Here is a 23,378-nt window from a genome sequence, read left to right as displayed (position 1 = left end):
ACCGTCAGCAGCTTTGCCGTGTATCCTCATAAACGAAGAAAACCGCGCCTACCCAATTTAGGGAAGGCGCGGTTTTCTTAAGCGGTCTACCAAAGGGCCGCACCAAGGTGCAGCCGCCCGAAATCGGGATCAGCCTTGGCGCGCTTTGAAACGCGGGTTGCGTTTGTTGATCACGTAGACGCGGCCTTTACGACGCACGACGACGCAGTTCTTGTCGCGGGTCTTCGCGGACTTAAGCGAGTTGCGAACCTTCATGGCGTCTATCCTCAAAAAACAAGCGGAGCCGACATGGCCCCTGTGGAGGCGGAAAATAAGGCGTGGGGCAGCACCTGTCAACCGATTAATGGTGGATTTTGGGGTTTCTTTCAGCTCACCAAGCCCGGCACCTTTTTGGCTGTCCCAGGGTTCCCTTCGGTCATTTCGTTCAAAGGCTCGCCGCGCGGTTTTGTGCCCGCATAACCGTGCGCTCGGGCGGAAAATGTACGGAAACCAAGGTTCCTTTGCCTTTTTCGCTTTCGATGCATAGCGCCCCGCCGTTCAAATGGACCATGCGGTCGACCAACGGCAGGCCGAGGCCGGTGCCTTCGTACTTGCGATTGAGGCCGGTATCGATTTGCTCGAAAGGCTTGAGCGCGCGCTGAATCTCTTCCGCATCCATTCCGATTCCCGTGTCGCGCACCTGCACCAAAATACCGCCATCCTCGGCGACGCAGGCATCCAGATCGACCGTCCCGCCATCGGGCGTGAACTTCACCGCATTGGACAACAGATTCAGCAAAATTTGCTTTACTCGGCGTTTGTCCGCACGCAATAAGGCTAAGTTCTTGGGAATGTTGTTGTGCAAGGTTATCTGATCGGACCGCACGAAATGGATTGGTGTCGAGGCGACCAGAGCCAGATCGATATCTTCATCGTTCAGTTCGAATTTATCCGCTTCGATCCGCGCCATATCCAAAATATCGTTGATCAGATCCAAAAGGTGCTGGGCGCTGTCTTGAATATCGCCAACGTATTCCTTGTATTTTGAATGGCCCAAGGGACCGAACATTTCACTTCGCGCCACCTCGGAAAAGCCGATGATGGCGTTCAAGGGCGTGCGCAGTTCGTGCGACATATTGGCCATAAATTCTGATTTGACCTGACTGGCATGCTCAGCCTGATTTTTTGCATCGATCAGTGTGCGTTCGCTCTGCTTGCGCTTGGTGATGTCGCGCACCACGCCGGTGTACATGCGTTGGCCGTCGATAATCAACTCGCTGATGGCCAAATCGATGGGAAATTCCGTGCCATCCTTTCGCCGCCCCATGACTTCACGACCGTAGCCGATGATGGAGGCGCGCCCCGTGTTGCCATAGGTCTCCATATAGCCGTCGTGCTGCCGAGACTGATCCGGGGGCATCAATATGTTGATGCTCTGGCCAATGGTCTCTGCAGCTGTATAACCGAAAATATTTTCTGCGGCTGGATTGAAAACCTGAATGATCCCACGATCATCCGTCGTCACGATACCATCGACCACCGCACTGAGGATTTGCGCCAAATGGCTTTCACTGCGTTGCCGGGCCGACTCGGCGGCCAGTTCGATTGCCTTTTGGCTGCGGGCATAAGGGCGGATCACACCGAAAAACAGCAGCGGCGAACTGAACACCGTCAGCAAAACGGCATCCATCAGCGCCTGGCGGCTAGGTGTCATCTGAAACGGCAACACCGTGAAACCAGCCATGATCAAAACCTCGATCACGAAGATCACAAGGCCGATACGTACGACAAGCGCTATGACGCCCATGTTGGTTCGCCACTCCTTTTGAGTTGCCCCCAGCAACCGCATGACGCAAGACACGCCCTAACAATAAGCCGTTACTTTGATATGACCAATAGCACGCTGATATCAATCAATATTTTCAGGTAATACACTCAAACATGCTCATATACGCATTACAATCGATACAAATGAGTGAATAACAGATTGCCCACAAACAAATCTTTTGGATAATACATTTATACTACACAAAATTGCTATATATAACAAAAAAAGATCAGAGTGATGCGGCGGCGCGCGCGGCCTGATCATAAAGACCAGACAAGGCCCGTAACCGTCCTGCAGTCTCTTCAATTGCGCCGGCCTCGAGTCCCAGGGCATCAAGCGCTTGCAACAAGCACGCCTCGCGAACTTCGGCATACGTAGCGCATGCTTCACGACCGGCTTTGGTGGCAGCGAAAAAACTCTCTTTGCCTCTGCGCAAACGCTTCACCAACCCCAGACGCACCAATTTCTTCAGTGCGTAGGTGACGGTATGCGTGTCTTCGACACCCAAAACAAAACAAATATCCGCCGCGCGCTTGTCGCGGTCGCGGTGATTGACCGAATGCAGAACCAAAACGTCCAAGTGGTTCAAATCCTTCAACCCCGCCGCCGCCATGCAGCGCACGGTCCAGCGTTGGAACGCGCCGCCCACGACGATTAAGCCGTATTCGAATTCGCTCAACCCCTCCGACCCAGGTTGGGCGAGGTGCGCGGATGAAACGATCGGTTTTCGCTTGCTCATGATGGATCTCCGTACCCGCCACCGCCCGGCGTTTCGATGACGAAAACGTCGCCGTCAGCAAGTTCGACAGCTGCTGTGGGGCCTAAGCTTTCGACCCGGCCATCCGCGCGCTCAACACGGTTCACTCCAACGTGCCCCGCGCCACCACCGTTCAGACCAAATGGCGCGATGCGGCGGTGATTGGACAAGATGCCCGCGCTCATCGCCGCCAAGAAGCGGATACGCCGCACCACACCATCGCCACCGGCATATGCCCCCGTGCCGCCTGAACCGCGACGAATGGAAAACTCGTCCACCCGCACCGGAAAACGCCACTCCAGAACCTCCGGGTCGGTCAGGCGCGAATTGGTCATGTGGGTTTGCACCGCACTTTGACCGTTGAAACCCGGCCCCGCGCCTGCACCGCCACAAATGGTTTCGTAGTATTGATAAGTCGCGTTGCCGAAGGTGAAATTGTTCATGGTGCCTTGCGACGCCGCCAACACGCCCAACGCCCCATACAGTGCATCGGTGACGCACTGGCTGGTTTCCACGTTGCCCGCCACCACCGCCGCAGGATAACGCGGATTGAGCATGCAGCCCTCGGGCGCAATGATCTCGATGGGTTTCAAGCACCCCGCATTGAGCGGGATGTCGTCATCGACCAAGGTGCGAAACACATAGAGCACCGCCGCCCGGCATACCGGAAACGGTGCGTTGAAGTTGGTGGGTTGTTGCTCCGAGGTACCGGTGAAATCAACCACCGCCTTGCGCGCCGTCTTGTCGATACGGATCGCCACCTGGATTTTCGCACCGTCATCCAGTTCATAGGTGTACGAACCATCGCTGAGCACGTCCAAAACCCGGCGCACGCTTTCCTCGGCGTTGTCTTGCACGTGGCCCATGTACGCGCGCACCACGTCGAGGCCAAAATGCCGTACCATGCGCGACAGTTCCGCAATGCCTTTTTCGTTGGCCGCGATCTGCGCACCGAGGTCGGCGATATTCTGATCGATATTGCGCGCGGGCCAAGGACCCGACGCCAACAAGGCGCGCACCTCGCTTTCCATGAACCGTCCCTGACTGACGATTTTAACGTTGTCGATTAGAACGCCTTCGTCTTCGACCGTTTGGGAATGCGGTGGCATCGACCCCGGCGTGATGCCGCCGATGTCGGCATGATGGCCGCGCGAGGCGACGTAAAACAACACCGCGTTGTTTTCGAACACCGGCGTTACCACGGTGACGTCGGGCAAGTGGGTGCCACCGTTGTAGGGGGCGTTGATGGCGAACACGTCGCCGGGTTTCATGCTCGAGCCTTGGGCGTCGATAACGCTTTTTACGCTTTCGCCCATGGAACCCAGATGTACCGGCATGTGCGGTGCGTTGGCGACCAGGTTGCCACCGCTATCAAACAGCGCACAGGAAAAATCCAAGCGTTCCTTGATGTTGACCGAATGGGCGGTGTTGGCCAGGGTCGCGCCCATTTGTTCGGCGATGGACATGAACAGGTTGTTGAAGATCTCCAACATCACCGGGTCGGCATCGGTGCCGACACTGACACCCTTGGGCCGTGGCACGAAACGCGTCAGCACAAGGTTGCCCTGGTCCGTGTAGGCGGCTTGCCAGCCCGGTTCCACCACCACCGTTGAATTGACGTCGCGCACGATCGCGGGACCTTTAAGCACGTCGCCCGGGCGCAAGCTGGCAATGTCCCACACCGGCGCATCGTGAGATGCACCGCCGGATGTCAATTGCACCGTGTCCAGCGGTTTCAATTCACCCATGCGCACGGACGGGATCCAGGCTTGATCGACTTCATCGCGGTCACGCCCCACGGCTTCGACCGCACAGGCCTCGACGATCAATCCACGCCCGGGCTGGACAAAGCCGAACCGGCGGAGGTGAGCATCCTCAAACGCGCGCATCACCTCGGCCAAGGGCGCGAAGGCGATCTCCAGGGCGGTGTCGGTCCCCGCATAGCGCAGCAGCACTTTTTCCCTCACCTCGATCCGCTCGGCGGCGATATCCTGAGCGATCAATTCGCCACGTGCCTCGCGACCCAAGTCGTTTAAAACCGTGCGCAAGGACGCAAAGGTATCGGCACTCAAGGTGCATTCCAAGGCGCGTTCGCGCATGGCGGTAAAATCCGCCAGCCCCATGCCATAGGCCGAGAGGATGCCTGCGTACGGGTGAATAAACACCGTCTCCATGCCCAAGGCGTCGGCTACCAAACAGGCGTGCTGTCCACCCGCACCGCCGAAACAATTAAGCGCGTAGGCGGTGATATCATAACCGCGCTCCACCGAGATTTTCTTGATCGCGTTGGCCATGTTTTCAACCGCGATGCTCAAGAAGCCTTCAGCGACCTGCTCGGGGCTCATCGCCTCGCCGGTGGCGCGCTCGATCTCCTTGCTCAAGGCCTCAAATCCGAGCCGCACCGCATCTGCGTCCAAGGGCTGATCAGCCGTCGCCCCGAATACATGAGGGAAATGCGCGGGTTGAATTTTACCCAGCATCACGTTGCAGTCGGTCACCGCCAGCGGTCCGCCACGGCGATAACACGCCGGACCGGGATTGGCGCCCGCGCTGTCGGGACCGACGCGAAAGCGTGCGCCATCGAAATGCAAGATCGAGCCGCCGCCCGCCGCCACGGTGTGAATGTGCATCATCGGCGCGCGCAACCGCACCCCCGCGACGTGGGTTTCGAACACGCGCTCGAACTGGCCGTCGAAATGGCTGACGTCGGTCGACGTGCCGCCCATGTCGAAGCCAATGACCTGATTGAAACCCGCGAGCCCGGCGGTCCGGGCCATGCCGACCACACCGCCCGCAGGACCGGACAAAATGCTGTCCTTGCCCTGAAACAGCCGCGCATCGGTCAAACCGCCGTTCGATTGCATGAACATCAACCGCGTGTCGGCGACCTTGGCGCTGACTTGATCGACATAACGGCGCAAAATCGGCGACAGGTACGCATCCACAACCGTGGTGTCGCCTCGCGACACCAGCTTCATCAGCGGACTGGTCTCAAAACTGGTGGAAATTTGCGTAAAGCCGACATCCTTGGCAATTTCGGCGGCGCGCCGTTCGTGCTGCGGATAGCGATATCCGTGCACGAATACAATCGCCAACGCGCGAACGCCCGCACTGAAGACCTCTTGCAACTGTTGGCGCAACGCCTGCTCATCCAACGCGGCGACCACCTTGCCATGGGCATCGATGCGTTCATGAGCTTCGATGACGCGTTCGTGCAACAGATCGGGCAGTTGGATGTCACGCGCGAACAAATCTGGCCGATTTTGATAGCCGATGCGCAGGGCGTCGGCAAAACCCCGCGTAATCACCAAGGCGGTGCGTTCGCCTTTACGTTCCAAAAGGGCATTGGTGGCGACCGTGGTGCCCATCTTGATGTGGCGAATGAGTTCGCCAGGGATGACGTCGCCGGGCGCGATATCCAGCAACCGGCGCACCCCTTCCACCGCCGCATCGGGGTATTGTTCTGGATTTTCGCTCAACAACTTGAGCGTCACCACACGCCCGTCGGGGCGACGCGCCGCCACATCGGTGAACGTGCCGCCACGATCGATCCAAAATTTCCAACCCGTCACATTGCTCATAGAAACAATTTATAGATAAATCGCCCACATGAGAAGCCCGCACCGACAAAAAGCCCGCCGTCATGCAACGGCGGGCTTTTTAGGTTTGATCGTTGCGACAATCGAGCTAGCGGATGGGCGGGGCGTACAGTAACCCGCCGTCGCGCCACAAATTGTTGAGCCCACGCGCCATCTTGAAGGGCGTTTTTATGCCCAAGTTACGTTCAAAGACATCGCCGTAATTTCCGACCTGCTTGATGATGCGATAGCCCCACTCGTCATCGAGACCGAAGCCTTGTCCGAGTCCCGGCTCTTCGCCCAACAAACGCCGAACTTCCGAAGACTCAGAGGCCGCCTTCATGTAGTCGACGTTATCCTTGGATACCCCCAACTCTTCCGCCGCGATCATCACCAGCGAAACCCACGCGACCAGATCACGCCACTGCACATCGTCGGCGCGCACCGCCGGAGCGAGCGGTTCTTTGCTGATCACTTCGGCAAAAACGATGAAATCGTCGCTATCTTCCAAGCGTCCCGCGTGGACGGCCGCGAGCGCGGAGCGGTCGTGGATCGCCATATCGCACCGGCTACCGAAAAAGGCCCGCCACATACCATCCATGGTTTTGATCGGCACCAACGTCCAAGGTAGCTTGTTCTTGGCGATAAAATCGGCAAGATTGGTGCGCGCCGTCGAGGTCGGCCCAATCGCACACACCCGAACGCCCTCAAGCGCCATGGCCTCTTTGAGCGATTTTGCACCAAGTTTGGCGTGGGCCATAAAACCTTGACCGTCATAAAAGTAAATACCGGGAAATTCGATATCGCGGGTGGTGTCACGAACGAACGTCCATGTAGAGCCTGCATGCAACACGTCGATTTCCCGCCCTTCCAGCGCATCCAGCCAATAATCATCGATGCCTATGGCCTTGGCGTCGCCAATCACCGCAGCGCCGATGGCGCGGCAGAAATCGATGTAAAAGCCCGCCCATTCACCATCGGATTTTTGCGAAGAGAACCCTGGCACACGATCCGTCACGCCGCATTCGATATAGCCACGATTTTTGACCGTCTCGATAGTCGAGGCCGCGCGGGCATTCTCCCCGTTCGTCAATACCAGCGCGCACGCCATCGCCATCAACAATATTGTCTGTTTCACTAATCCACTCCGCCTACCCGTTGTCCACTTTGCTCGTGTATACTGCGAAAACAAGAGAGTTTCCTATAAATTCCCGTACATATAAGTGATACTCTCCAAACGGATAGGGCTTCAAGGATCAAAGAACATGGACGCCATGGGCGCGCCGAACGCACCCCCCAATGATCAGAACGACCATTTCATTGCGAAGGCTCAATCCGCGATTTCGACCAAGCTCTTTTTGGCGCTCGGGTTCATCACCATAACGGCGATTGTCGCGGGCGTGGCGTCCATTGTCGCGCTCAACCGTTTCCAAGATAATTACGACATGCTGATCAATGCGGAGCTTCCGACCCTTGAAGACACCGCCCACATCAGCCAATTGTCCATCAGCGTCGCGGGCCGTGGCGCCAGCTTGATCATTTCGCCCACCACCTGGACCCGTGTCAACTTGATCGCCCAGGTCGAAGACGACGCCGCCTGGCTGGAAGAGATCGTCAACAGCATCTCTACCGAGGCGCTATCCGGAAATCGCAAACAGGAACTGCTCGATCTCAAAGAACAACTGTTCAGCACCTACAACACCCTTAACACTTTGACGGAAAATCGGATCGTCTATGCCGAACGGCTGTCGGAAATCGATCTGGAGATGATTCAGTTGCAAGAGGACTTGGTGTCGGTGCAATTCGGCACCAACCTGCCCGACGGCACCATCGCCCCATCCGGCCCCCTGCACCAATGGAATGAATCCATTCATTCGGTGATTTTCATGTTGATGACGGCCACCCGCCTCGAGCACAGCGCACCGCTAATCGATTTGGAAAAGCGCGCGACCCGCAAGCTCGACGATGTCCGCGGCCAATACGCCTATTTGCCCCATGAGGCCAAACTCGACGCCCAAGACACCCTGGAACGTCTGGACGCCATCACATTCGGCCGCACCGGGTTGTTTCACGTCAAAAAACTTGACCTCGACACCCTCAACCAAATTCAGGCCTCTTTGAGTTCCGCGCGCACCATTGCCGAACAATTCATTTCGGCTTCCAATCTTGCCACCCAGGACATCCGTGCCGCCATCACCAAAACCAACCGCGATACCAGCCGGTCAATGGACATCACCCTCCAAGCGATGATCGGATTCATTCTGGTATCCGCCCTGGTCGCCATCGCAACGTTCCTGTACGTCAGCCGCACGGTGTTGCGCCGCCTGGTGCAGCTGCGCGTTTCGATGCTGGCCCATGCCGAAGGCGAGTACATTAAAATCAATACCTCGGGCGACGACGAAATCACCGATATGGCGCGGTCCCTGCAATATCTGGTCGACACCTTGCACTCGCGCGAAGCGGGATTGGTGGAAGCGCGCGACGAAGCTGAAAAAGCGTCCGTCGCCAAGACGCGCTTTTTGGCCGCTGCCAGCCACGACCTGCGCCAACCCTTGCAAGCGCTGAATTTGTTCGTCTACGCCCTGGAAAGCAAGGAAACCGAGGCCGAAAAACGCGACATCATCAAGCTGATCCGCAATTCCCTGGACTCCTTGAAAGAGCTGCTCAACACCTTGCTGGACATTTCCAAGCTGGAAGCCAGCGTGGTGCAACCCGCGTTCAAGGATTTCGGCGTCGGCCCGATGATCGCACGCATCAAAAGCGAGCTGACCGCGGTCGCGTGGGCCAACGACTTGGAACTGCGCACTGTCGACAGTTCCGCTCACATCTATTCCGATCCTTCGCTTTTGGAAACGATCGTGCGTAATCTGGTCGATAACGCCATCAAGTACACCGAACGCGGTCGCGTCCTGATCGGTTGCCGCCGCCGCGACGGCCATCTGCGCATTGAAATTCGCGACACCGGTCCCGGCATCGCCAATGACAAGCTGGAACTGATCTTCCAAGATTTCTACCAAATCGACAACCAAGCGCGCCAACGTGCCCAAGGCCTGGGGCTTGGACTTTCAATCGTGCGGCGGATGTCGGATTTGCTGGGCTGTCGGATCGGTTGTTCGTCCAAACCGGGAAAAGGCTCCACGTTCTGGATCGATGTGCCGTTGTCGTCGATACAAGTCGATGAGGAAGAGGCTTTCTTCCCCACATCCATGGTCCACGGCGACGAACACATCGTCATCATCGAAGACGACGAGCAAGTGCTGTTGGGGCTGAAGTCGCTTTTGAACAATGCCGGGTATTCGACCCAGACGTTCCTTAGCGCGCACACCAATACCATTCGCGGCGCTTTTATCGGTGCCAGCCGCATTCCCGACTTGATCATTGCCGATTATCGTTTGGATGCGGAACTGACCGGCCGCGACGCCATCGACATGATTCGCAAAACCTTGGCCACCGACATCCCAGCCATCATCATCACGGGCGACACCGCGCCGGAACGTTTGCGCGAAGCGAAAAAGAGCGGCTTCCCCATCTTGCACAAGCCCGTCCAGCCCGAAGAACTGATGTCCAAAGTGCACAAGGTCTTGTCGCGAAAAAGCACCCCGGAACCGCCCCCTCCGAGTGCTTAAACGCACCATCGGTGACGGCAGGCACTTCAGATCTGCGAGATCAAGCCATGCTGAGGGTGGCGCGCGGGATCAGTCCCAAGCGCATCGCCGAATACGCCGCCTCGGTTCGGTTGGTGGCGTCGAGCGCGCTGATGATGGCCGAGATGTGGACGCGCACGGTGTTTTCGGAAATACCCAATTCGCGGGCAATTTCCTTGTTGGAGTTGCCTTGCGCCATGAACCGCAACACTTCCAACTGTCGCTGGGTCAAATTGGGCAATTCGGAATTGTCCCCGCGCGACGCATCGCCATAACCGGGTGGCAGGCAAATGCCGCCCGACAGCACCAAACGAAGCGAATTGAGCATCACGTCGCCGCTGGCCGATTTGGGAATGAAGCCCCGCGCGCCCAGTTCCATCGCACGCGACACCATGGCTTGATCTTCCATCGCCGATAAAATCACCACCGACAAATCCGGGTTCTTGGCGTTGATGGCGCTCAACGCTTCCAGGCCACTGCCTTCAGGCAAATCGAGGTCCATTAAAATCAAATCGATGTCGGGGGTGTTGCCGGCTAATTCGATGGCTTCGCGGCCCGTGCCGGCTTCCAGCAACTCGATACCGGCTTCCATTTGCTGCAGCACCAGGACCAGACCCGCACGGACAAGCTTATGATCGTCAACCAATAGGATTTTCATTGTATTCCCTTCGAACGAGCACAGAGCCGCAGCCGTCTCGACCGCCACACCACTCACCCCAAAATAAGGCTATGTCATTGCGTAAAAACAGATTCATTTTGAAACACAAAACAAACCACCTTTTAAATAATACAATTAGATTACCCGGTTCGTCTATCCGTGGAATGTACCATTTTTCCCCAATAGTTAGAATGTATTTGTGTGTGTTCATTGGCATGCGTCCCCATTCGCGTGTCAGTGACATCTCCATTTTGGAGAGCAAGGGGTTAAAATTTACGCCGGCGAGAGTTTCTCTCACCGGCGTCTTTTTTTGTGCTTCTCAATTGATCAATTTTTCGATGTGCACGGCATTGCCGTGGTGACGGTCGAACAGCGCTTGGCCCAACAGTTCGGCGTTGTCGGCGATACGCCCCGGTGGCGCAATGCGCATCATCCGGCGCAGCGCCCGGCGGTCGATATCACGCATCGCCACCCCCCGATTTTGCGCAATGGCGCAAATCGCATCGATCGAGACCTCGGCATGATCCCGGCGCAAAGCATCCACGGCCTCGAACCACCCCCGATAGACGGGATGGGTAAAATAATCGGCGCGCAAATCCTCTGGGGCAAGCCCGTGCAGAACGGACCAAATCACGGCTTTTTCTGGGCTTAAGGCGTTACACATGACTGAGTACATGGCTCGAATATGGTGAAAATACAAGGCCCGCGAGATAGAAACCGTATAAGGATTTCATCGCGCGGGCCTTGTCTGCTGAAGGGTGGGGAGGTCCTGGGGAACTAGATACAGGCTTCGAACAGGACCTTCGCGGCGTCCACCGTCAGCTCGACCGGGTTGCCGCCGGCACTGGGGTCTTCGACCGCCATTTGGGCCAAGTCGTCAATCCGGTCGGTCCCGACCCCCAACGCGCTCAGCTTGTCGGGCACGCCATGATCGGCGCGGGTTTGCAAGACGAAATCGTAAAACCCATCGAAACCGCCGTCGATGCCCATATAGGCGGCGGCGGCGGCGATGCGCTCGTCGATGGCGGGGCGGTTGAATTTCAACACCGCTGGCATCACCACGGCGTTGGTCATGCCGTGATGGGTGTTGTAGACCGCGCCCACCGGGTGCGACATGGCGTGCATCGCGCCGAGGCCTTTTTGGAACGCCGTGGCGCCCATCGCCGCGGCAGCCATCATGTGACCACGTGCTTCGATGTCGTTCGGGTTGGCGTAGACCTTGGGCAGGTTTTCCTTCACCAAACGCATGCCTTCCAGGGCGATACCCTGGCTCATGGGATGGTAGAACGGCGAGCTGTAAGCTTCCAGACAGTGAATGAACGCATCCAAGCCTGTGCCCACGGTGATCACCTGAGGCATGCCGACGGTCAGTTCCGGATCGCATATGACGATGGACGGCATGATTTTCGGGTGGAAGATGATCTTCTTCACGTGGGTTTCGGAATTGGTGATGATGCCGGCGCGGCCCACTTCGGAACCGGTGCCCGCCGTGGTCGGAACCGCGATGATCGGCGCGATGGCGTCCACATCGGCGCGTGTCCACCAGTCGCCGACGTCTTCAAAGTCCCAAACGGGGCGGGTTTGCTTGGCTTGGAAAGCGATCACTTTGCCCAAGTCCAAACCCGATCCACCGCCGAACGCAATCACGCCATCGTGGTCACCGTCGTTGTACGCTTTGACGCCAGCGGCCAGATTGATTTCGCTGGGGTTGGGATCGACGTCGGCAAACAAGGCGCGCCCCAGGCCCGCCTGATCCAAAAGATCGAGCGTGCCTTGGGTGATCGCCATGTTGGCGAGGCCTTTGTCGGTGACCAACAGCGGGCGCTTCATGCCCACGGCGGCGCACGCATCGGCGATTTCCTTAATCCGCCCCGCGCCAAAACGGATCGGGGTCGGGTAGTTCCAGTTAGCGGTGAGAGACATGGCCGTTAAGCTTTCTTCAGGTGATACGATTTGGGACGGGTCAAGTTGTGGTACCCGATGATCGACAGCGCGCCGCCGCGCCCGGTGCCTTTGCATCCGGTCCAGCACAGGCCCGGATCGACGTAGTCGGCGCGGTTCATGAACACCGTGCCGGTCTGCAACCGCGCGCCGATGGCGGCGGCGCGGGCGGCGTCCTGGGTCCACAACGACGCGGTAAGGCCGAATTCGCTGTCGTTCATCAGACGGATCGCTTCCTCGTCATCCTTGACCTTCATGATGCCGACCACCGGACCGAAGGTTTCGTCGCGCATCACGCGCATGTCGTGGGTGACGTTGGTGAGGATCTGCGGCGCCAGATACGCCCCGCCGTCGTCGGCGGGAAACAGCGCCGGGTCGATCAAAGGCGTCGCGCCCGCGGCGACGGCCTCGGAAACCTGGGCACGCGCTTCGTCGGCGAAACGCTTGTGCGCCATCGGACCGATGGTGGTGTTTTCATCCAGCGGATTGCCGAGCTTATAGCCCGACACGATCGCCACGGCTTTTTCGACAAACGCGTCGTACAGGGATTCGACCACGTAAATGCGTTCGATCCCGCAGCAGCACTGCCCGGAATTGAACATCGCGCCGTCGATCAAAGTGTCGACTGCCGCGTCCAGGTTGGCGTCGTCCATCACGTAACCGGGGTCCTTGCCGCCAAGTTCAAGGCCGACGCCGGTGAAGGTCCCTGCAGCCGCGCGTTCGATGGACTGGCCACCGCCGACGGAGCCCGTGAAGTTGACGAAGTCGAAGCTGCCCGAAGCGATCAAAGACGAGGTGGTGTCGTGATCGAGGAACACGTTTTGGAACACATCGCCAGGCACGCCGGCTTCGTTGAAGGCGCGTACCATGCGCTCGCCCACCAGCAACGTCTGGCTGGCGTGCTTGATGATCACGGTGTTGCCCGCGATCAGGGCGGGCGCGACGGTGTTGATCGCCGTCATGTACGGATAGTTCCACGGCGCGATGACAAACACGATGCCGTGCGGTTCGCGCACGATGCGGCGTTCGAATGCTTCGCTGTTTTCGACGATGATTGGCGCCAGCGCCTCTTCGGCGATCTCAGCCATGTAGGTGCCGCGCTCGTTCACGCCCCTGAACTCGCCGCCGTAACGCACCGGACGGCCCATCATATGGGCCAGTTCAGGCACCACTTCGTCGTTCATTTCACCGAGGCGCTCAAGCCCGGCACGCACCAAGGCGATGCGTTCCGACATCGGGCGCGCGGCCCATGCGGGTTGCGCGGCGCGCGACTTGGCGACGATGGCGGCGGCATCTTCGGCGGAAGCACACGGACGCGTGGCGAAAACCGACCCGTCCACGGGGGAGATACATTCGATCATTTTTGTCATGGTTTTTTCTCTTAAAGAAGTAAAGCTCTTAGGCTCTTTCAAAGCCGCGTCGGACTTCCCAGTCGGTGACGCGGCGGTCTTGTTCATATTGTTCCCAGCGTCCGGCATGGACGTAGTGATCGATCACATCGTCGCCCATGGCGGCGCGGAGCATCTTGGAGTTGTCCAGCTCCGTGATGGCGTCGCGCAGGGTTTTGGGAATTTCGCGCGCGCCTTCGCCGTGGTAAGCGTCGCCCTTGAATTCCGGCTCCAACTCGCGTTTGTTTTCCAAGCCGTCGATGCCCGCCGCCAGCAGCGCGGCCATCGCCAAATAAGGATTCAGGTCGGCGCCGCCAACCCGGCATTCCACGCGCACCGCCTTGGAATGTGCGCCGCAAATGCGATAGCCCGCGGTGCGATTGTCCATCGACCAGATCGCCTTGGTCGGCGCAAAGGTGCCTTCCATGAAGCGTTTGTAGGAATTGATGTAAGGAGCCAGGAAATAGGTGATTTCGCTGGCGTGATGCAACAGTCCCGCCAAGTAGTGGCGCATCAGATCCGACATGCCGTGTTCGGCGTCGGCATCGAAGAACAGCGGTTCGCCATCCAAGCTCCACAACGACTGGTGAATGTGCGACGAGTTGCCGGCGTGATCGTAGCTCCATTTCGCCATGAAGCTGATGGAACGCCCCTTGGCCCAGGCGATTTCCTTGCAGCCGTTTTTAATGATCGAGTGACGATCGCCCATCGCCAGGGCATCGGCGTAGCGCACGTTGATTTCTTCCTGGCCGGCACACGCCTCGCCTTTGGAATTTTCCACCGGAATGTCGGCGCCATTCAATCCGTTGCGGATCGCGCGCATGACGTCTTCTTCCTTGGTGGTTTGGAAGATGTGGTAATCTTCGTTATAGCCGCTGATCGGCGTCAGTCCGACATGACCTTTTTCCAAGGCTTCCTCATAGCTTTCCTTGAACAAGAAGAATTCCAACTCGGTCGCCATGAAGGCCTTCATGCCCATCGCTTCCAAACGCGCGATTTGCTTTTTCAAGATGGCGCGTGGCGAATGAGGAATGGGTTCGTGAGTTTGATGGTCGAGCACGTCGCAAATCACCAGCGCGGTGCCTTCCAACCACGGAATGCGGCGCATGGTGTCGAGGTCCGGCTTCAAAGCGTAATCGCCGTAGCCCGCTTCCCAGCTGGTCGATTTGTAGCCGGCGACGGTTTCCATTTCCATGTCGGTGGCAAGCAGATAGTTGCAGCTGTGGGTTTCTTCCCAGCCGCTGTCGATGAAAAAGTCCACATGCATGCGCTTGCCCATCAAGCGCCCTTGCATATCGACCATGACGGCGAGAACCGTATCGATTTCACCCGCCTGGGCGGCCTGTTTCAGCTCATCAAAAGTCAACTTGCCTGCCATCTTCATCACCTAGTTGGTTCAAAACGAAAAAACAAATGGTCGTGGATATTGTGAAAGTATCAAAACAATTTGGGTAGCGCTTTTGTCAACCGAATCCCCCCCCGGGACAGAGCCCAGGGGGGTATCCGAGCGGCGAGGCCCAGAGGGTAAAAACGAACCTCGCCGCACAGCTTTCGACCTTGACGAAATCAGCCGTAACGATACGGACGACCGGCTTTGGTCATGTCTGCGTTGTACTTCTTGATGATCTCGACCACCTTGGCCTTGGTTTCCGACTCGGCGGCGATTTCATCCCAGAACTTCACTGCTGCGGCTTCGACTGTGGCCCATTCGGCATCGGGAATGGTGGTCAGCTTCATGTCCTTGCCGTGGACGCGCAAGGATGCTTCGCCGCCCCAGTACCACCACTGGCGATAGTAGTGAGAGCTATCCATGGTCAGCTTGAGCAGCTCTTTGAGATGATCGGGCAGCTCGTTGTAGCGATCCATGTTGGCGAAGAACGAACCCGCCCATGCGCCGGAGATGTTGTTGGTGAGGAAGTAGTCCGTCACCTTCGCCCAACCCACGGTGTAATCTTCGGTGATGCCGGACCACGCGATGCCGTCCAATTCGCCGGTCTGCATGGCGACTTCGACGTCTTCCCACGGCAGGTTGACCGGAACAACGCCGAACTGGGCCATGAAGCGACCGGCGGTCGGGAACGTGAACACCCGCTTGCCCTTCAGGTCGGCCAAGCTGTTGATCGGGTCCTTGGTGGCGAAGTGACACGGATCCCAAGAACCGGCGGACAGGTGCTTGACGCCGACTTTCGAATATTCCGCATCCCAGATTTCGTTCAAGCCGTACTGGTTGAACAACACCGGAACGTCCAGCGAATAGCGGCTGGCGAACGGGAAGTAGCCGCCGAACACAGTGACTTCGGTCGGCGACGCCATGGAATCGTCGTCCGATTGCACCGCATCGATGGTGCCCTTTTGCATGGCGCGGAACAGTTCGCCCGTCGGCACCAACTGATCGGCGAAATACAGTTCGATCTGCATTTCATCGCCGGCGATCTTGTTGAAACTGTCGATGGCCGGTTTGATGACGTGTTCGGCCAATGCCGGACCTGCATAGGTCTGCATGCGCCATTTGATGGTGGATTTCGCATGCACCGCCGGTGCAGCCAACGAAGCGGCGCCCGCAATACCGGCAGCCCCCGCACCCTTCAATAACTTACGCCTTGTAATCATAGTCCTCTCCTTAACCTCCTAAGTGTTTGCTCAGTACTCAAACGACGAAAACAGATTCCCCAATCCTTTATCTCGCGTAGACATATTGCGGCAGCCACAGAGCGATCTCTGGGAAGGCCATAATCAAGGCCAGCGCAACCAACATCACCAAAACGAACGGCAGAATAGAGCCATAGATATCGCGCAGGCTGATTTCCGGCGGTGCCATGGCGCGCATCAAAAACAGGTTGTAGCCAAAAGGCGGCGTCATGTAGGCGATCTGCGTGGTGATGGTGTAAAGCACCCCGTACCAGATCAGGTCGAAGCCCAGCGCACCGACCAGCGGCACATACAGCGGCGCGACGATCACCAGCATGGCGGTATCGTCCAGGAACGTGCCCATCACCAGGAACGACAACTGCATCAAGATCAAAATGACCCACGGGTTGAGGTGCAGTTGGTCGGTGAACAGATTTTCGATTGCCTTGACCGCGCCCAATCCGTCAAACACCGCGCCGAACGCCATCGCCGCCAAAATGATCCACATGAACATGCACGACACCGCCAGGGTCTGACGCAAGGACGTCTCCAGCACCGTTTTGCTCATGCGCCCTTTCAGCACCGCCGCGACAAACGCCGCCAGCGCGCCGATCGCGGAACTTTCAACCAACGAGGTCCAACCGTTGACGAACGGCACCATCATCGCGGCGAAAATGCCGATCGGCAAAATGCCCGCGCGCAGCAGCCGCAGCTTTTCCGCCATCGGCACATTGCGTTCTTCCTTGGGCAGCGCCGGGCCAAGTTCGGGTTGCAACTTGCAACGGATGGCAATGTAGATGATGAATAGCGTCGCCATCATCAGGCCGGGCAGCACCCCGGCCAGCCACAGCTGCCCCACCGGCTGACGGGCAATCATGGCGTACAGCACCAGCACCACCGACGGCGGCACCAAAATGCCCAGCGACGAGCCCGCCTGAATGACCCCGGTGACCATCTTCTTGTCGTAGCCACGGCGCAACAGTTCCGGCAGCGCGATCGTCGCGCCGATGGCCATGCCCGCCACGGACAGGCCGTTCATGGCCGAGATCAAAACCATCAAGGCAATGGTGCCTATGGCCAAGCCGCCGTTGAGCGGCCCCATCCAGACATGAAACATCTTGTACAGATCGTCGGCGATTTTCGATTCCGAGAGCACATAGCCCATGAAAATGAACATCGGCAGGGTCAGCAGCGGATACCATTTCATCAGTTTCATGGCCGCCGAAAACGGCAAGTCAGATCCACCAACGCCCCACAGCGCCAACGCGGCCACCGCCGCGACGCCACCGATCGCGGCGAACACGCGCTGACCGGTCATCATCATCATCATCATCGATGAGAACATCAAAAGGGCGATCATCTCATAGGACATCAGAGGTCTTCCCCTTTGATACGCGCAATGTCTTTGAACAGTTCGGAAATCGCCTGCAGCAGCATCATGAAGATGCCAATGCACATGACGACCTTGATCGGCCACAACTGCGGCCGCCACGCGGTCGGGCTACGCTCATTGTATTCGAACGAATAGGTGGTGCTGTCGATCGCGCCGTACAGCAGCACGCCGAGGTAAAAAATCAGGAAGAGCACGGTGAACGCGTCGAACCAGGCCTTTTTCTTCGCCGACCAGTTGGCGTACAGCAGATCCATGCGCACGTTGGCGCCCAACTGCATCGAATACGGTCCGCCGAGGATGTAGTACGCCACCAGCAAGAACTGAGCGATTTCTAGTGTCCACAACGACGGCACGAAAAACGTCTTGGAGATCGACGACCACAGCAACACGCCGAACATGATGAACAGGCTGTACATCATCACCCGACCAATGCGGTAGTTCACCGCATCGACGACGCGCACATATTTTGCGGCAAACCCCATCACGATGCCTCCTCGCGTGTCGGTTCGACATCCAGGTTCGCCAGCGCGCCCCGGATGTATCCTTCCAAACGCATCGCCATGGCGTGCTGCGCATCCCCATCGGCGATCAGGTCGTTGCGGATTTCGATCATCACGTTCAGCAAGCCGCGTGGTATGGCGTGTTCGGCCAACGTGTACGTCACGCCATCCTTGGGACCGTAAGGCTGATTGATCAGCGCCGTCAATTCGCCCTCAGCTGCGGTGATGCGCAAAATCTCGTCGGCCAAGCGCGCGTCGGAATCGTGCAAAATGCCCAAATCGAGGGTCCGCCGCGTGCCGTGATAGACCGGGGTGAAGGAATGAATGGTGATAAACGCCGGGTGCCTGCCCAAACGCACCGCGTCTTCGAGAACCTTCGTCAAAGCGTTGCGGTAAGGCAGGTAAAATCGTTCCGCCCGCGCCAAACGATCACTGTCGCTGAGGCCGATGTTGCCTGGAATTTCATAAATTTCGCTTTTTTGAGGCACCGCGCTTTCCGCCTTGGACGGACGATTGCAGTCATAAACCAGGCGAGAAACGCCCGGACCAACCAGTGGTGCATCGAAAGCAGCGGAAAGTTCTTTGGCGACGGCCCAGGCGCCGGGATCCCACGCAACGTGGCTTTTCAAGGCCTCGGCATCGAGCCCTAGGTCCGCGAATTCATTGGGGACAAAACGTGACGCGTGCTCGCACACAAACACGATCGCGCCCTTGCCATCAGGATTGACCAACTGAACGATGCCACCAGCATCGTTCGCGGTACGATCTTCGCCCCCGTCGCTCTGATTGGAATGAGCACTTTCCTGCATTGTCAAAGGCTGCTCCCGTACCCCGCCCCCAAATTTATGAAGGTATCTTTTCAGAAATGCCGACACTGTCAAGTATATTTCTGAAACGATTGCTTCTAAAAAAACTTTTGTGGTGAAGATTCTTCATTCATGCTTAGTATGGAAAACGCCAAATCAATTCAGGGAGACACAAACGGCCATGGGAACCGCCCAAGACCTGACCGTTGCGGAACGCATTCGCAGCCAGTTTGACGACCTCACCCGGGCGGAGCGCCAGTTGGCCAATGCGCTGCTTGAGAATTATCCGGTTTCCGGTTTGGGCAGCATTACCACCATTGCCGAAGCGTCCGAAGTCTCGACCCCCACCGTCGTGCGCATGGCCAAGAAGCTTGGCTTCAGCGGCTTTCCCGAATTGCAGGCCGCGCTGCGCACCGAGGTGGAAGCGACCATTTCCAACCCCATCACTAAGCACAACCGCTGGACAGAAAACGCCCCGGACACCCACATTCTCAACCGCTTCGCCGATGCGGTGATGGAGAACCTGGGCAGGACCTTGCGTCAAATCGATCCGGGTGAATTCGACGCGGTGGCGAAGCTGTTGGCCGACAAAGATCGAGCGGTTCATGTCGTTGGCGGGCGTCTGACGCGCTCTTTGGCGGATTATTTTTTCACCCACATGCAGGTGATCCGCGACCGGCTCACCCTCGTCGCGTCCAATTCCAACACTTGGCCGCACTATGTGTTGAACATGCAGCCCGGCGACGTGCTGGTGGCTTTCGACATTCGCCGTTATGAACGCGATATCTTGCGTTTGGCGGAAATGGCCACGGCCAAAGGCGTGATACTGGTGCTGTTCACCGATCAATGGGGCTCGCCGGCGTCGAAGCTGGCCACCCACAGTTTTCATTCGCGTATCGAAGCGCCGTCGGCGTGGGATTCGTCCGTCGTCACCTTGTTCATTCTCGAAGCGGTGATCGCCGCCGTTCAGAACGAAAATTGGAGTGAGACCGAAGATCGCATGAAAACCTTGGAAGAGCTGTTCGACACCACCAAGCTGTTTCGCAAGTTCATCTAGTTCGACACAGGCTTGAGATCGTCCGCTTGTTCCAGCAGCACTTCGACCTGCTTGGAATGCACCACCGCGCCGCTGTTGACATAGGCTTCGTGGTTGCTTTCGATCTTTGCCAGATCGTACTTGTAATTGACCAGCAAAGTCGCCGATTCCTCAACGCCCTTGGCCGACACGTCGCCCAGCCAATTGATCCGTTCCAACCGTGCGCCGTTGCCCAGATGGAACCGGGCGACGCTGTCGAGCGGCCGACCGCGACTTTTTTCCGTGACCAAATATACCGCGCACAAGCTGCTTAATGTCTGCCCCATCGCTTCGATTGCATCCGCATCGGCAATCCAATCGGGCTTTTTCAACGCTTCAAGCTGCGGCAAATCTGCGTGGTTCTTATTCAGCCAATCGCGGAACCCCGGCACCGGCGACAAGGTCGAAAACGTGGTCAAGTTGCGCAATTCCTTACGCAGTTCCGACACCACCTGCTTGATCAGGAAGTTGCCGAACGACACCCCGCGCAAGCCTTTTTGGCAATTGCTGATGGAATAGAAAATCGCCGTGTCGGCCTTTTTCGGCGCGATCCGTTCGGCGGTGTCGTCCAGCAGCGCCTGCACCGAACCGGCCAGGCCTTGAACCAACGCCACCTCGACGAAGATCAGCGGCTCGTCAGGAAGGGCTGGATGGAAAAAGGCATAACATCGCCGGTCGCTGTCCAAGCGACGGCGCAAATCGTCCCAGTCGCGGATTTCGTGCACGGCTTCGTATTGGATCAACTTCTCCAGCACGTTGGCAGGGGTGCTCCAATCGATGCGCCGCAACTCCAAAAATCCGCGGTTGAACCAGCTCGCCAAGAGATGGGCAAAATCGGTGTCCACCGGCGTCAAATGCGGGTGGCTCTTCAACAGCTTCAACAGGTCTTCGCGAATGTTGATCACCGTGCGGGTGCCGTTCGGCGCCATATTCATCGCGCGTACGACCCTTTGGCGGCGCGATTCCGCCGCCTGCGCCACCGCCTGGGCGGAGGCCGGATCGGGATTTTTCTGATACGTGGCAATCGCCGCATTCAGCGCGTCGCTGTCTACATCGAAATCGTTGAGCAGCATCTCGAAAAAAACCAGTTTTTCGGCATCATCGAAACCGCGATAGAGATCGACCACCGCGCACGCCAACGCGGTGCCCAGCGCCTCTCCCTTTTGCGTGATCAGATCCGAACACAGCGTGACCATATCTGCGGACTTGGCGTCGCGGCCCAACCGTCCGTCCAACAGTTCCCGTCCTGCGTCCGCGATGGAGCTGAGAAACGTCCTGAAAAAAGTCACGTCGATGTCATCCTTCGCCGATAGCAACCTAACCGATCGCAGGGCCCATCAACTTATTGGGCAACCACGTCGCGATCTCGGGGAACAGACACAAAATCAATATCCCCACCACCATGCACAGCATGAACGGCAATGCGCCTTTCAAAATGGTCGGCAAGCCAACGTTCGGCACGATCCCGTTGATCACATATAGATTTAGCCCGACCGGCGGGGTGATCAAGCCGATCTCCATGTTGATGGTAAAAATAACCGCGAACCAATACGGATCGAAGCCCGCCAACGTGATGATCGGCAGTAAGATCGGTGCGGTCATCAAGATTACCGCCACCGGCGGCAGGAAGAACCCCGCCACCAACAAGAACAGATTGACGCACGCCAGCAAAACCCACTTGTTGACCGACAACTCGGCGATGGTGTGCGCCACCGACTGGGTGACGAACAGCGACGACAAGGTAAAGCTGAACAACGCCGACGCACCGATGATCATCAAGATCATCACGCTTTCGCGCATGGAATCGGACACGATCGCCCAAATCTTGGACGGCTGCCAAACCTTATAGATCACCGCCACCAGCAGCAGGCAGAATGCCGCGCCGACGCCCGCGGCTTCGGACGGCGTGGCGACGCCGCCGTACAGCACATACAAAACGCCCACGATGATCAGCAAGAACGGCAGCACCCGGGGCAGCACCTCGAACTTCGCCCGCCATCCGGCAACATGGCTTTGCTCACCAAAGCGATAGCCCGAACGCCACGCGGTATACAGCGCCCAAGCCATAAACAAAACCGTCAGCATCAAACCCGGCAATAGCCCTGCCAGAAACAAGCGCCCGATCGACGTTTCCGTGGCGATGCCATAAACGATCATGGTGATCGACGGCGGAATCAAAATGCCCAGCGTGCCGCCCGCGGCGATGGAGCCCGTCGCCAAACCGTCGGGATAGCCGCGCTTTTGCATTTCGGGGATGCCCATCTTGCCGATGGCGGCGCACGTCGCGGGCGAAGAGCCGCTCAGCGCGGCAAAGATCGAACACGCGCCAAGGTTGGAAATGATCAACCCGCCCGGCACCCGCGACAACCAGCGGTCCAACGCTTCGTACAAATCCTTGCCCGCCGGCGATGACGCCACGGCCGCGCCCATGACGATGAACATGGGAATCGATACCAGGGCGAATTCATTCAGCCCTGCAAAAAACGTATCGGCAATGCCTTCGAGGGAATCCCAGCCTTCGAACGCGACCAAAAAACCGATGGCGACAAGGCCCAGGCCGAACGCCACGGGAATACCGGTGGCGAGCACCACAATCGTCACCACCGCGACCAACAGACCGATGATTAACGGATCCATGATCATTCCCCTTCGAATTCAGAATGTGTGGCGGCGGCGAACGGCATTTGCTGGCCTGTCAGCAGCGCAATGATGTCGGCGACGTATTGCAAAGCCAAAAGCCCACACCCGATGGGAATGGATATATAAGGTATCCAAAGCGGCAGTTCCCACACCGTTTCGGTTTTCCAGTTGCCGTCGAGCGCATCATAAAACAGTTCAAAACCCGTCCACGCCAAAACACCTGCGAACACCAAACCGCCAACGCAAGCCACCAGCGCCAACACCACGCGTGCGCGATGCGGCAAGTAATGGGGCAACAGATCGACGTTGACGTGACCTTTAAGCAGCAGCACGTAAGGGCTGCCGATCAACGTCGCGGCGACCAGTGCGAAGGTCACATAGTCCGTCTGCCACACCGTGGAGGCATTGAGAAAGTAGCGCCACACCACCATTTGACACACCACCAAAATGGCGGAAGTCACCAACAGCGACGCGACCACGCCGCAAACATGCGACACGAAGCAGATCGATTTCGTGAAAGCTTTCACGGCCAACGCTCCTGAATAGAAAAACTGCCGGCACTT

General features: G+C 57.8%; 19 protein-coding genes. 2 read left to right on the top strand and 17 right to left on the bottom strand.

Features of this window, described 5'->3' with window-relative positions:
- Positions 1-129: 129 nt before the first annotated feature.
- From ykgO to VIN96_RS05150, 5 genes are all read right to left on the bottom strand, one after another.
- Positions 130-255, bottom strand: coding sequence for a type B 50S ribosomal protein L36 (gene ykgO / locus VIN96_RS05170; RefSeq protein ID WP_331894417.1), 126 nt, complete (start codon positions 253-255; stop codon positions 130-132).
- A 169-nt stretch (positions 256-424) separates the two neighbouring features.
- Positions 425-1,786 carry a PAS domain S-box protein gene (locus tag VIN96_RS05165; RefSeq protein WP_331894416.1) on the bottom strand — a complete coding sequence of 454 codons (1,362 nt, stop codon included), beginning with the start codon at positions 1,784-1,786 and terminating at the stop codon, positions 425-427.
- Between the two features lie 250 nt (positions 1,787-2,036).
- A complete protein-coding gene (locus VIN96_RS05160) occupies positions 2,037-2,546 on the bottom strand; it encodes a winged helix DNA-binding protein (RefSeq protein WP_331894414.1) in 510 nt (169 codons plus the stop codon).
- Positions 2,543-6,145: a hydantoinase B/oxoprolinase family protein gene (locus VIN96_RS05155; RefSeq protein WP_331894413.1), complete on the bottom strand. Its 3,603-nt coding sequence runs from the start codon at positions 6,143-6,145 to the stop codon at positions 2,543-2,545. Before VIN96_RS05155 ends, VIN96_RS05160 begins: the two co-directional genes overlap by 4 nt.
- A 106-nt stretch (positions 6,146-6,251) precedes the next feature.
- Positions 6,252-7,280: an amino acid ABC transporter substrate-binding protein gene (locus VIN96_RS05150; protein ID WP_331894411.1), complete on the bottom strand. Its 1,029-nt coding sequence runs from the start codon at positions 7,278-7,280 to the stop codon at positions 6,252-6,254.
- Positions 7,281-7,407: 127 nt separating this feature from the next.
- Here VIN96_RS05150 and VIN96_RS05145 point away from each other — a divergent pair, with 127 nt between their 5' ends.
- The gene (locus VIN96_RS05145) at positions 7,408-9,768 is read left to right on the top strand and encodes an ATP-binding protein (RefSeq protein WP_331894409.1); all 2,361 of its coding nucleotides are present in this window, start codon (positions 7,408-7,410) and stop codon (positions 9,766-9,768) included.
- Positions 9,769-9,808: 40 nt separating this feature from the next.
- Here VIN96_RS05145 and VIN96_RS05140 read toward each other — a convergent pair whose 3' ends face one another.
- From VIN96_RS05140 to VIN96_RS05100, 9 genes are all read right to left on the bottom strand, one after another.
- Positions 9,809-10,444 (bottom strand): response regulator transcription factor, encoded by a 636-nt coding sequence (locus VIN96_RS05140; RefSeq protein WP_331894408.1) that lies wholly within the window; start codon positions 10,442-10,444, stop codon positions 9,809-9,811.
- 319 nt (positions 10,445-10,763) lie between these two features.
- Positions 10,764-11,108 carry a hypothetical protein gene (locus VIN96_RS05135; protein ID WP_331894407.1) on the bottom strand — a complete coding sequence of 115 codons (345 nt, stop codon included), beginning with the start codon at positions 11,106-11,108 and terminating at the stop codon, positions 10,764-10,766.
- A 113-nt stretch (positions 11,109-11,221) separates the two neighbouring features.
- Positions 11,222-12,367, bottom strand: coding sequence for an iron-containing alcohol dehydrogenase (locus tag VIN96_RS05130; RefSeq protein WP_331894406.1), 1,146 nt, complete (start codon positions 12,365-12,367; stop codon positions 11,222-11,224).
- 5 nt (positions 12,368-12,372) lie between these two features.
- Positions 12,373-13,755, bottom strand: a complete 1,383-nt coding sequence (locus tag VIN96_RS05125) for an aldehyde dehydrogenase family protein (RefSeq protein ID WP_331894405.1) — start codon at positions 13,753-13,755, stop codon at positions 12,373-12,375.
- A gap of 28 nt (positions 13,756-13,783) precedes the next feature.
- Positions 13,784-15,151: a glutamine synthetase family protein gene (locus VIN96_RS05120; protein ID WP_331894404.1), complete on the bottom strand. Its 1,368-nt coding sequence runs from the start codon at positions 15,149-15,151 to the stop codon at positions 13,784-13,786.
- Between the two features lie 188 nt (positions 15,152-15,339).
- Positions 15,340-16,383: a TRAP transporter substrate-binding protein gene (locus tag VIN96_RS05115; RefSeq protein WP_331894403.1), complete on the bottom strand. Its 1,044-nt coding sequence runs from the start codon at positions 16,381-16,383 to the stop codon at positions 15,340-15,342.
- Between the two features lie 67 nt (positions 16,384-16,450).
- A complete protein-coding gene (locus VIN96_RS05110) occupies positions 16,451-17,773 on the bottom strand; it encodes a TRAP transporter large permease (protein WP_331894402.1) in 1,323 nt (440 codons plus the stop codon).
- Positions 17,773-18,276, bottom strand: a complete 504-nt coding sequence (locus tag VIN96_RS05105) for a TRAP transporter small permease subunit (RefSeq protein WP_331894400.1) — start codon at positions 18,274-18,276, stop codon at positions 17,773-17,775. The genes VIN96_RS05110 and VIN96_RS05105 overlap by 1 nt, the downstream gene beginning before the upstream one ends.
- Positions 18,276-19,103, bottom strand: a complete 828-nt coding sequence (locus VIN96_RS05100; RefSeq protein ID WP_331894399.1) for an N-formylglutamate amidohydrolase — start codon at positions 19,101-19,103, stop codon at positions 18,276-18,278. The genes VIN96_RS05105 and VIN96_RS05100 overlap by 1 nt, the downstream gene beginning before the upstream one ends.
- 178 nt (positions 19,104-19,281) lie before the next feature.
- Between VIN96_RS05100 and VIN96_RS05095 the strand changes: the two genes are divergently transcribed.
- Complete coding sequence (locus tag VIN96_RS05095; RefSeq protein ID WP_331894397.1) at positions 19,282-20,157, top strand: MurR/RpiR family transcriptional regulator; 876 nt, start codon at positions 19,282-19,284, stop codon at positions 20,155-20,157.
- On the opposite strand, the gene VIN96_RS05090 is transcribed toward VIN96_RS05095, so the two are convergent.
- Genes VIN96_RS05090 through VIN96_RS05080 form a run of 3 tightly spaced genes read right to left on the bottom strand, consistent with a single transcriptional unit; the run spans position 20,154 to position 23,342 of the window.
- Positions 20,154-21,464 (bottom strand): malonyl-CoA decarboxylase, encoded by a 1,311-nt coding sequence (locus VIN96_RS05090; protein WP_331894395.1) that lies wholly within the window; start codon positions 21,462-21,464, stop codon positions 20,154-20,156. The two genes, VIN96_RS05095 and VIN96_RS05090, sit on opposite strands and share 4 nt — an antisense overlap.
- 28 nt (positions 21,465-21,492) lie before the next feature.
- Positions 21,493-22,812 (bottom strand): TRAP transporter large permease, encoded by a 1,320-nt coding sequence (locus VIN96_RS05085; protein ID WP_331894393.1) that lies wholly within the window; start codon positions 22,810-22,812, stop codon positions 21,493-21,495.
- Between the two features lie 2 nt (positions 22,813-22,814).
- Positions 22,815-23,342 (bottom strand): TRAP transporter small permease, encoded by a 528-nt coding sequence (locus VIN96_RS05080; protein ID WP_331894391.1) that lies wholly within the window; start codon positions 23,340-23,342, stop codon positions 22,815-22,817.
- Positions 23,343-23,378: the final 36 nt, after the last annotated feature.

This window comes from Magnetovibrio sp. (assembly GCF_036568125.1).
Lineage (GTDB): Bacteria > Pseudomonadota > Alphaproteobacteria > Rhodospirillales > Magnetovibrionaceae > Magnetovibrio.
The sequence above is the reverse complement of the archived record's forward strand: the minus strand, read 5'-3'. Positions and strand labels throughout refer to the sequence as shown.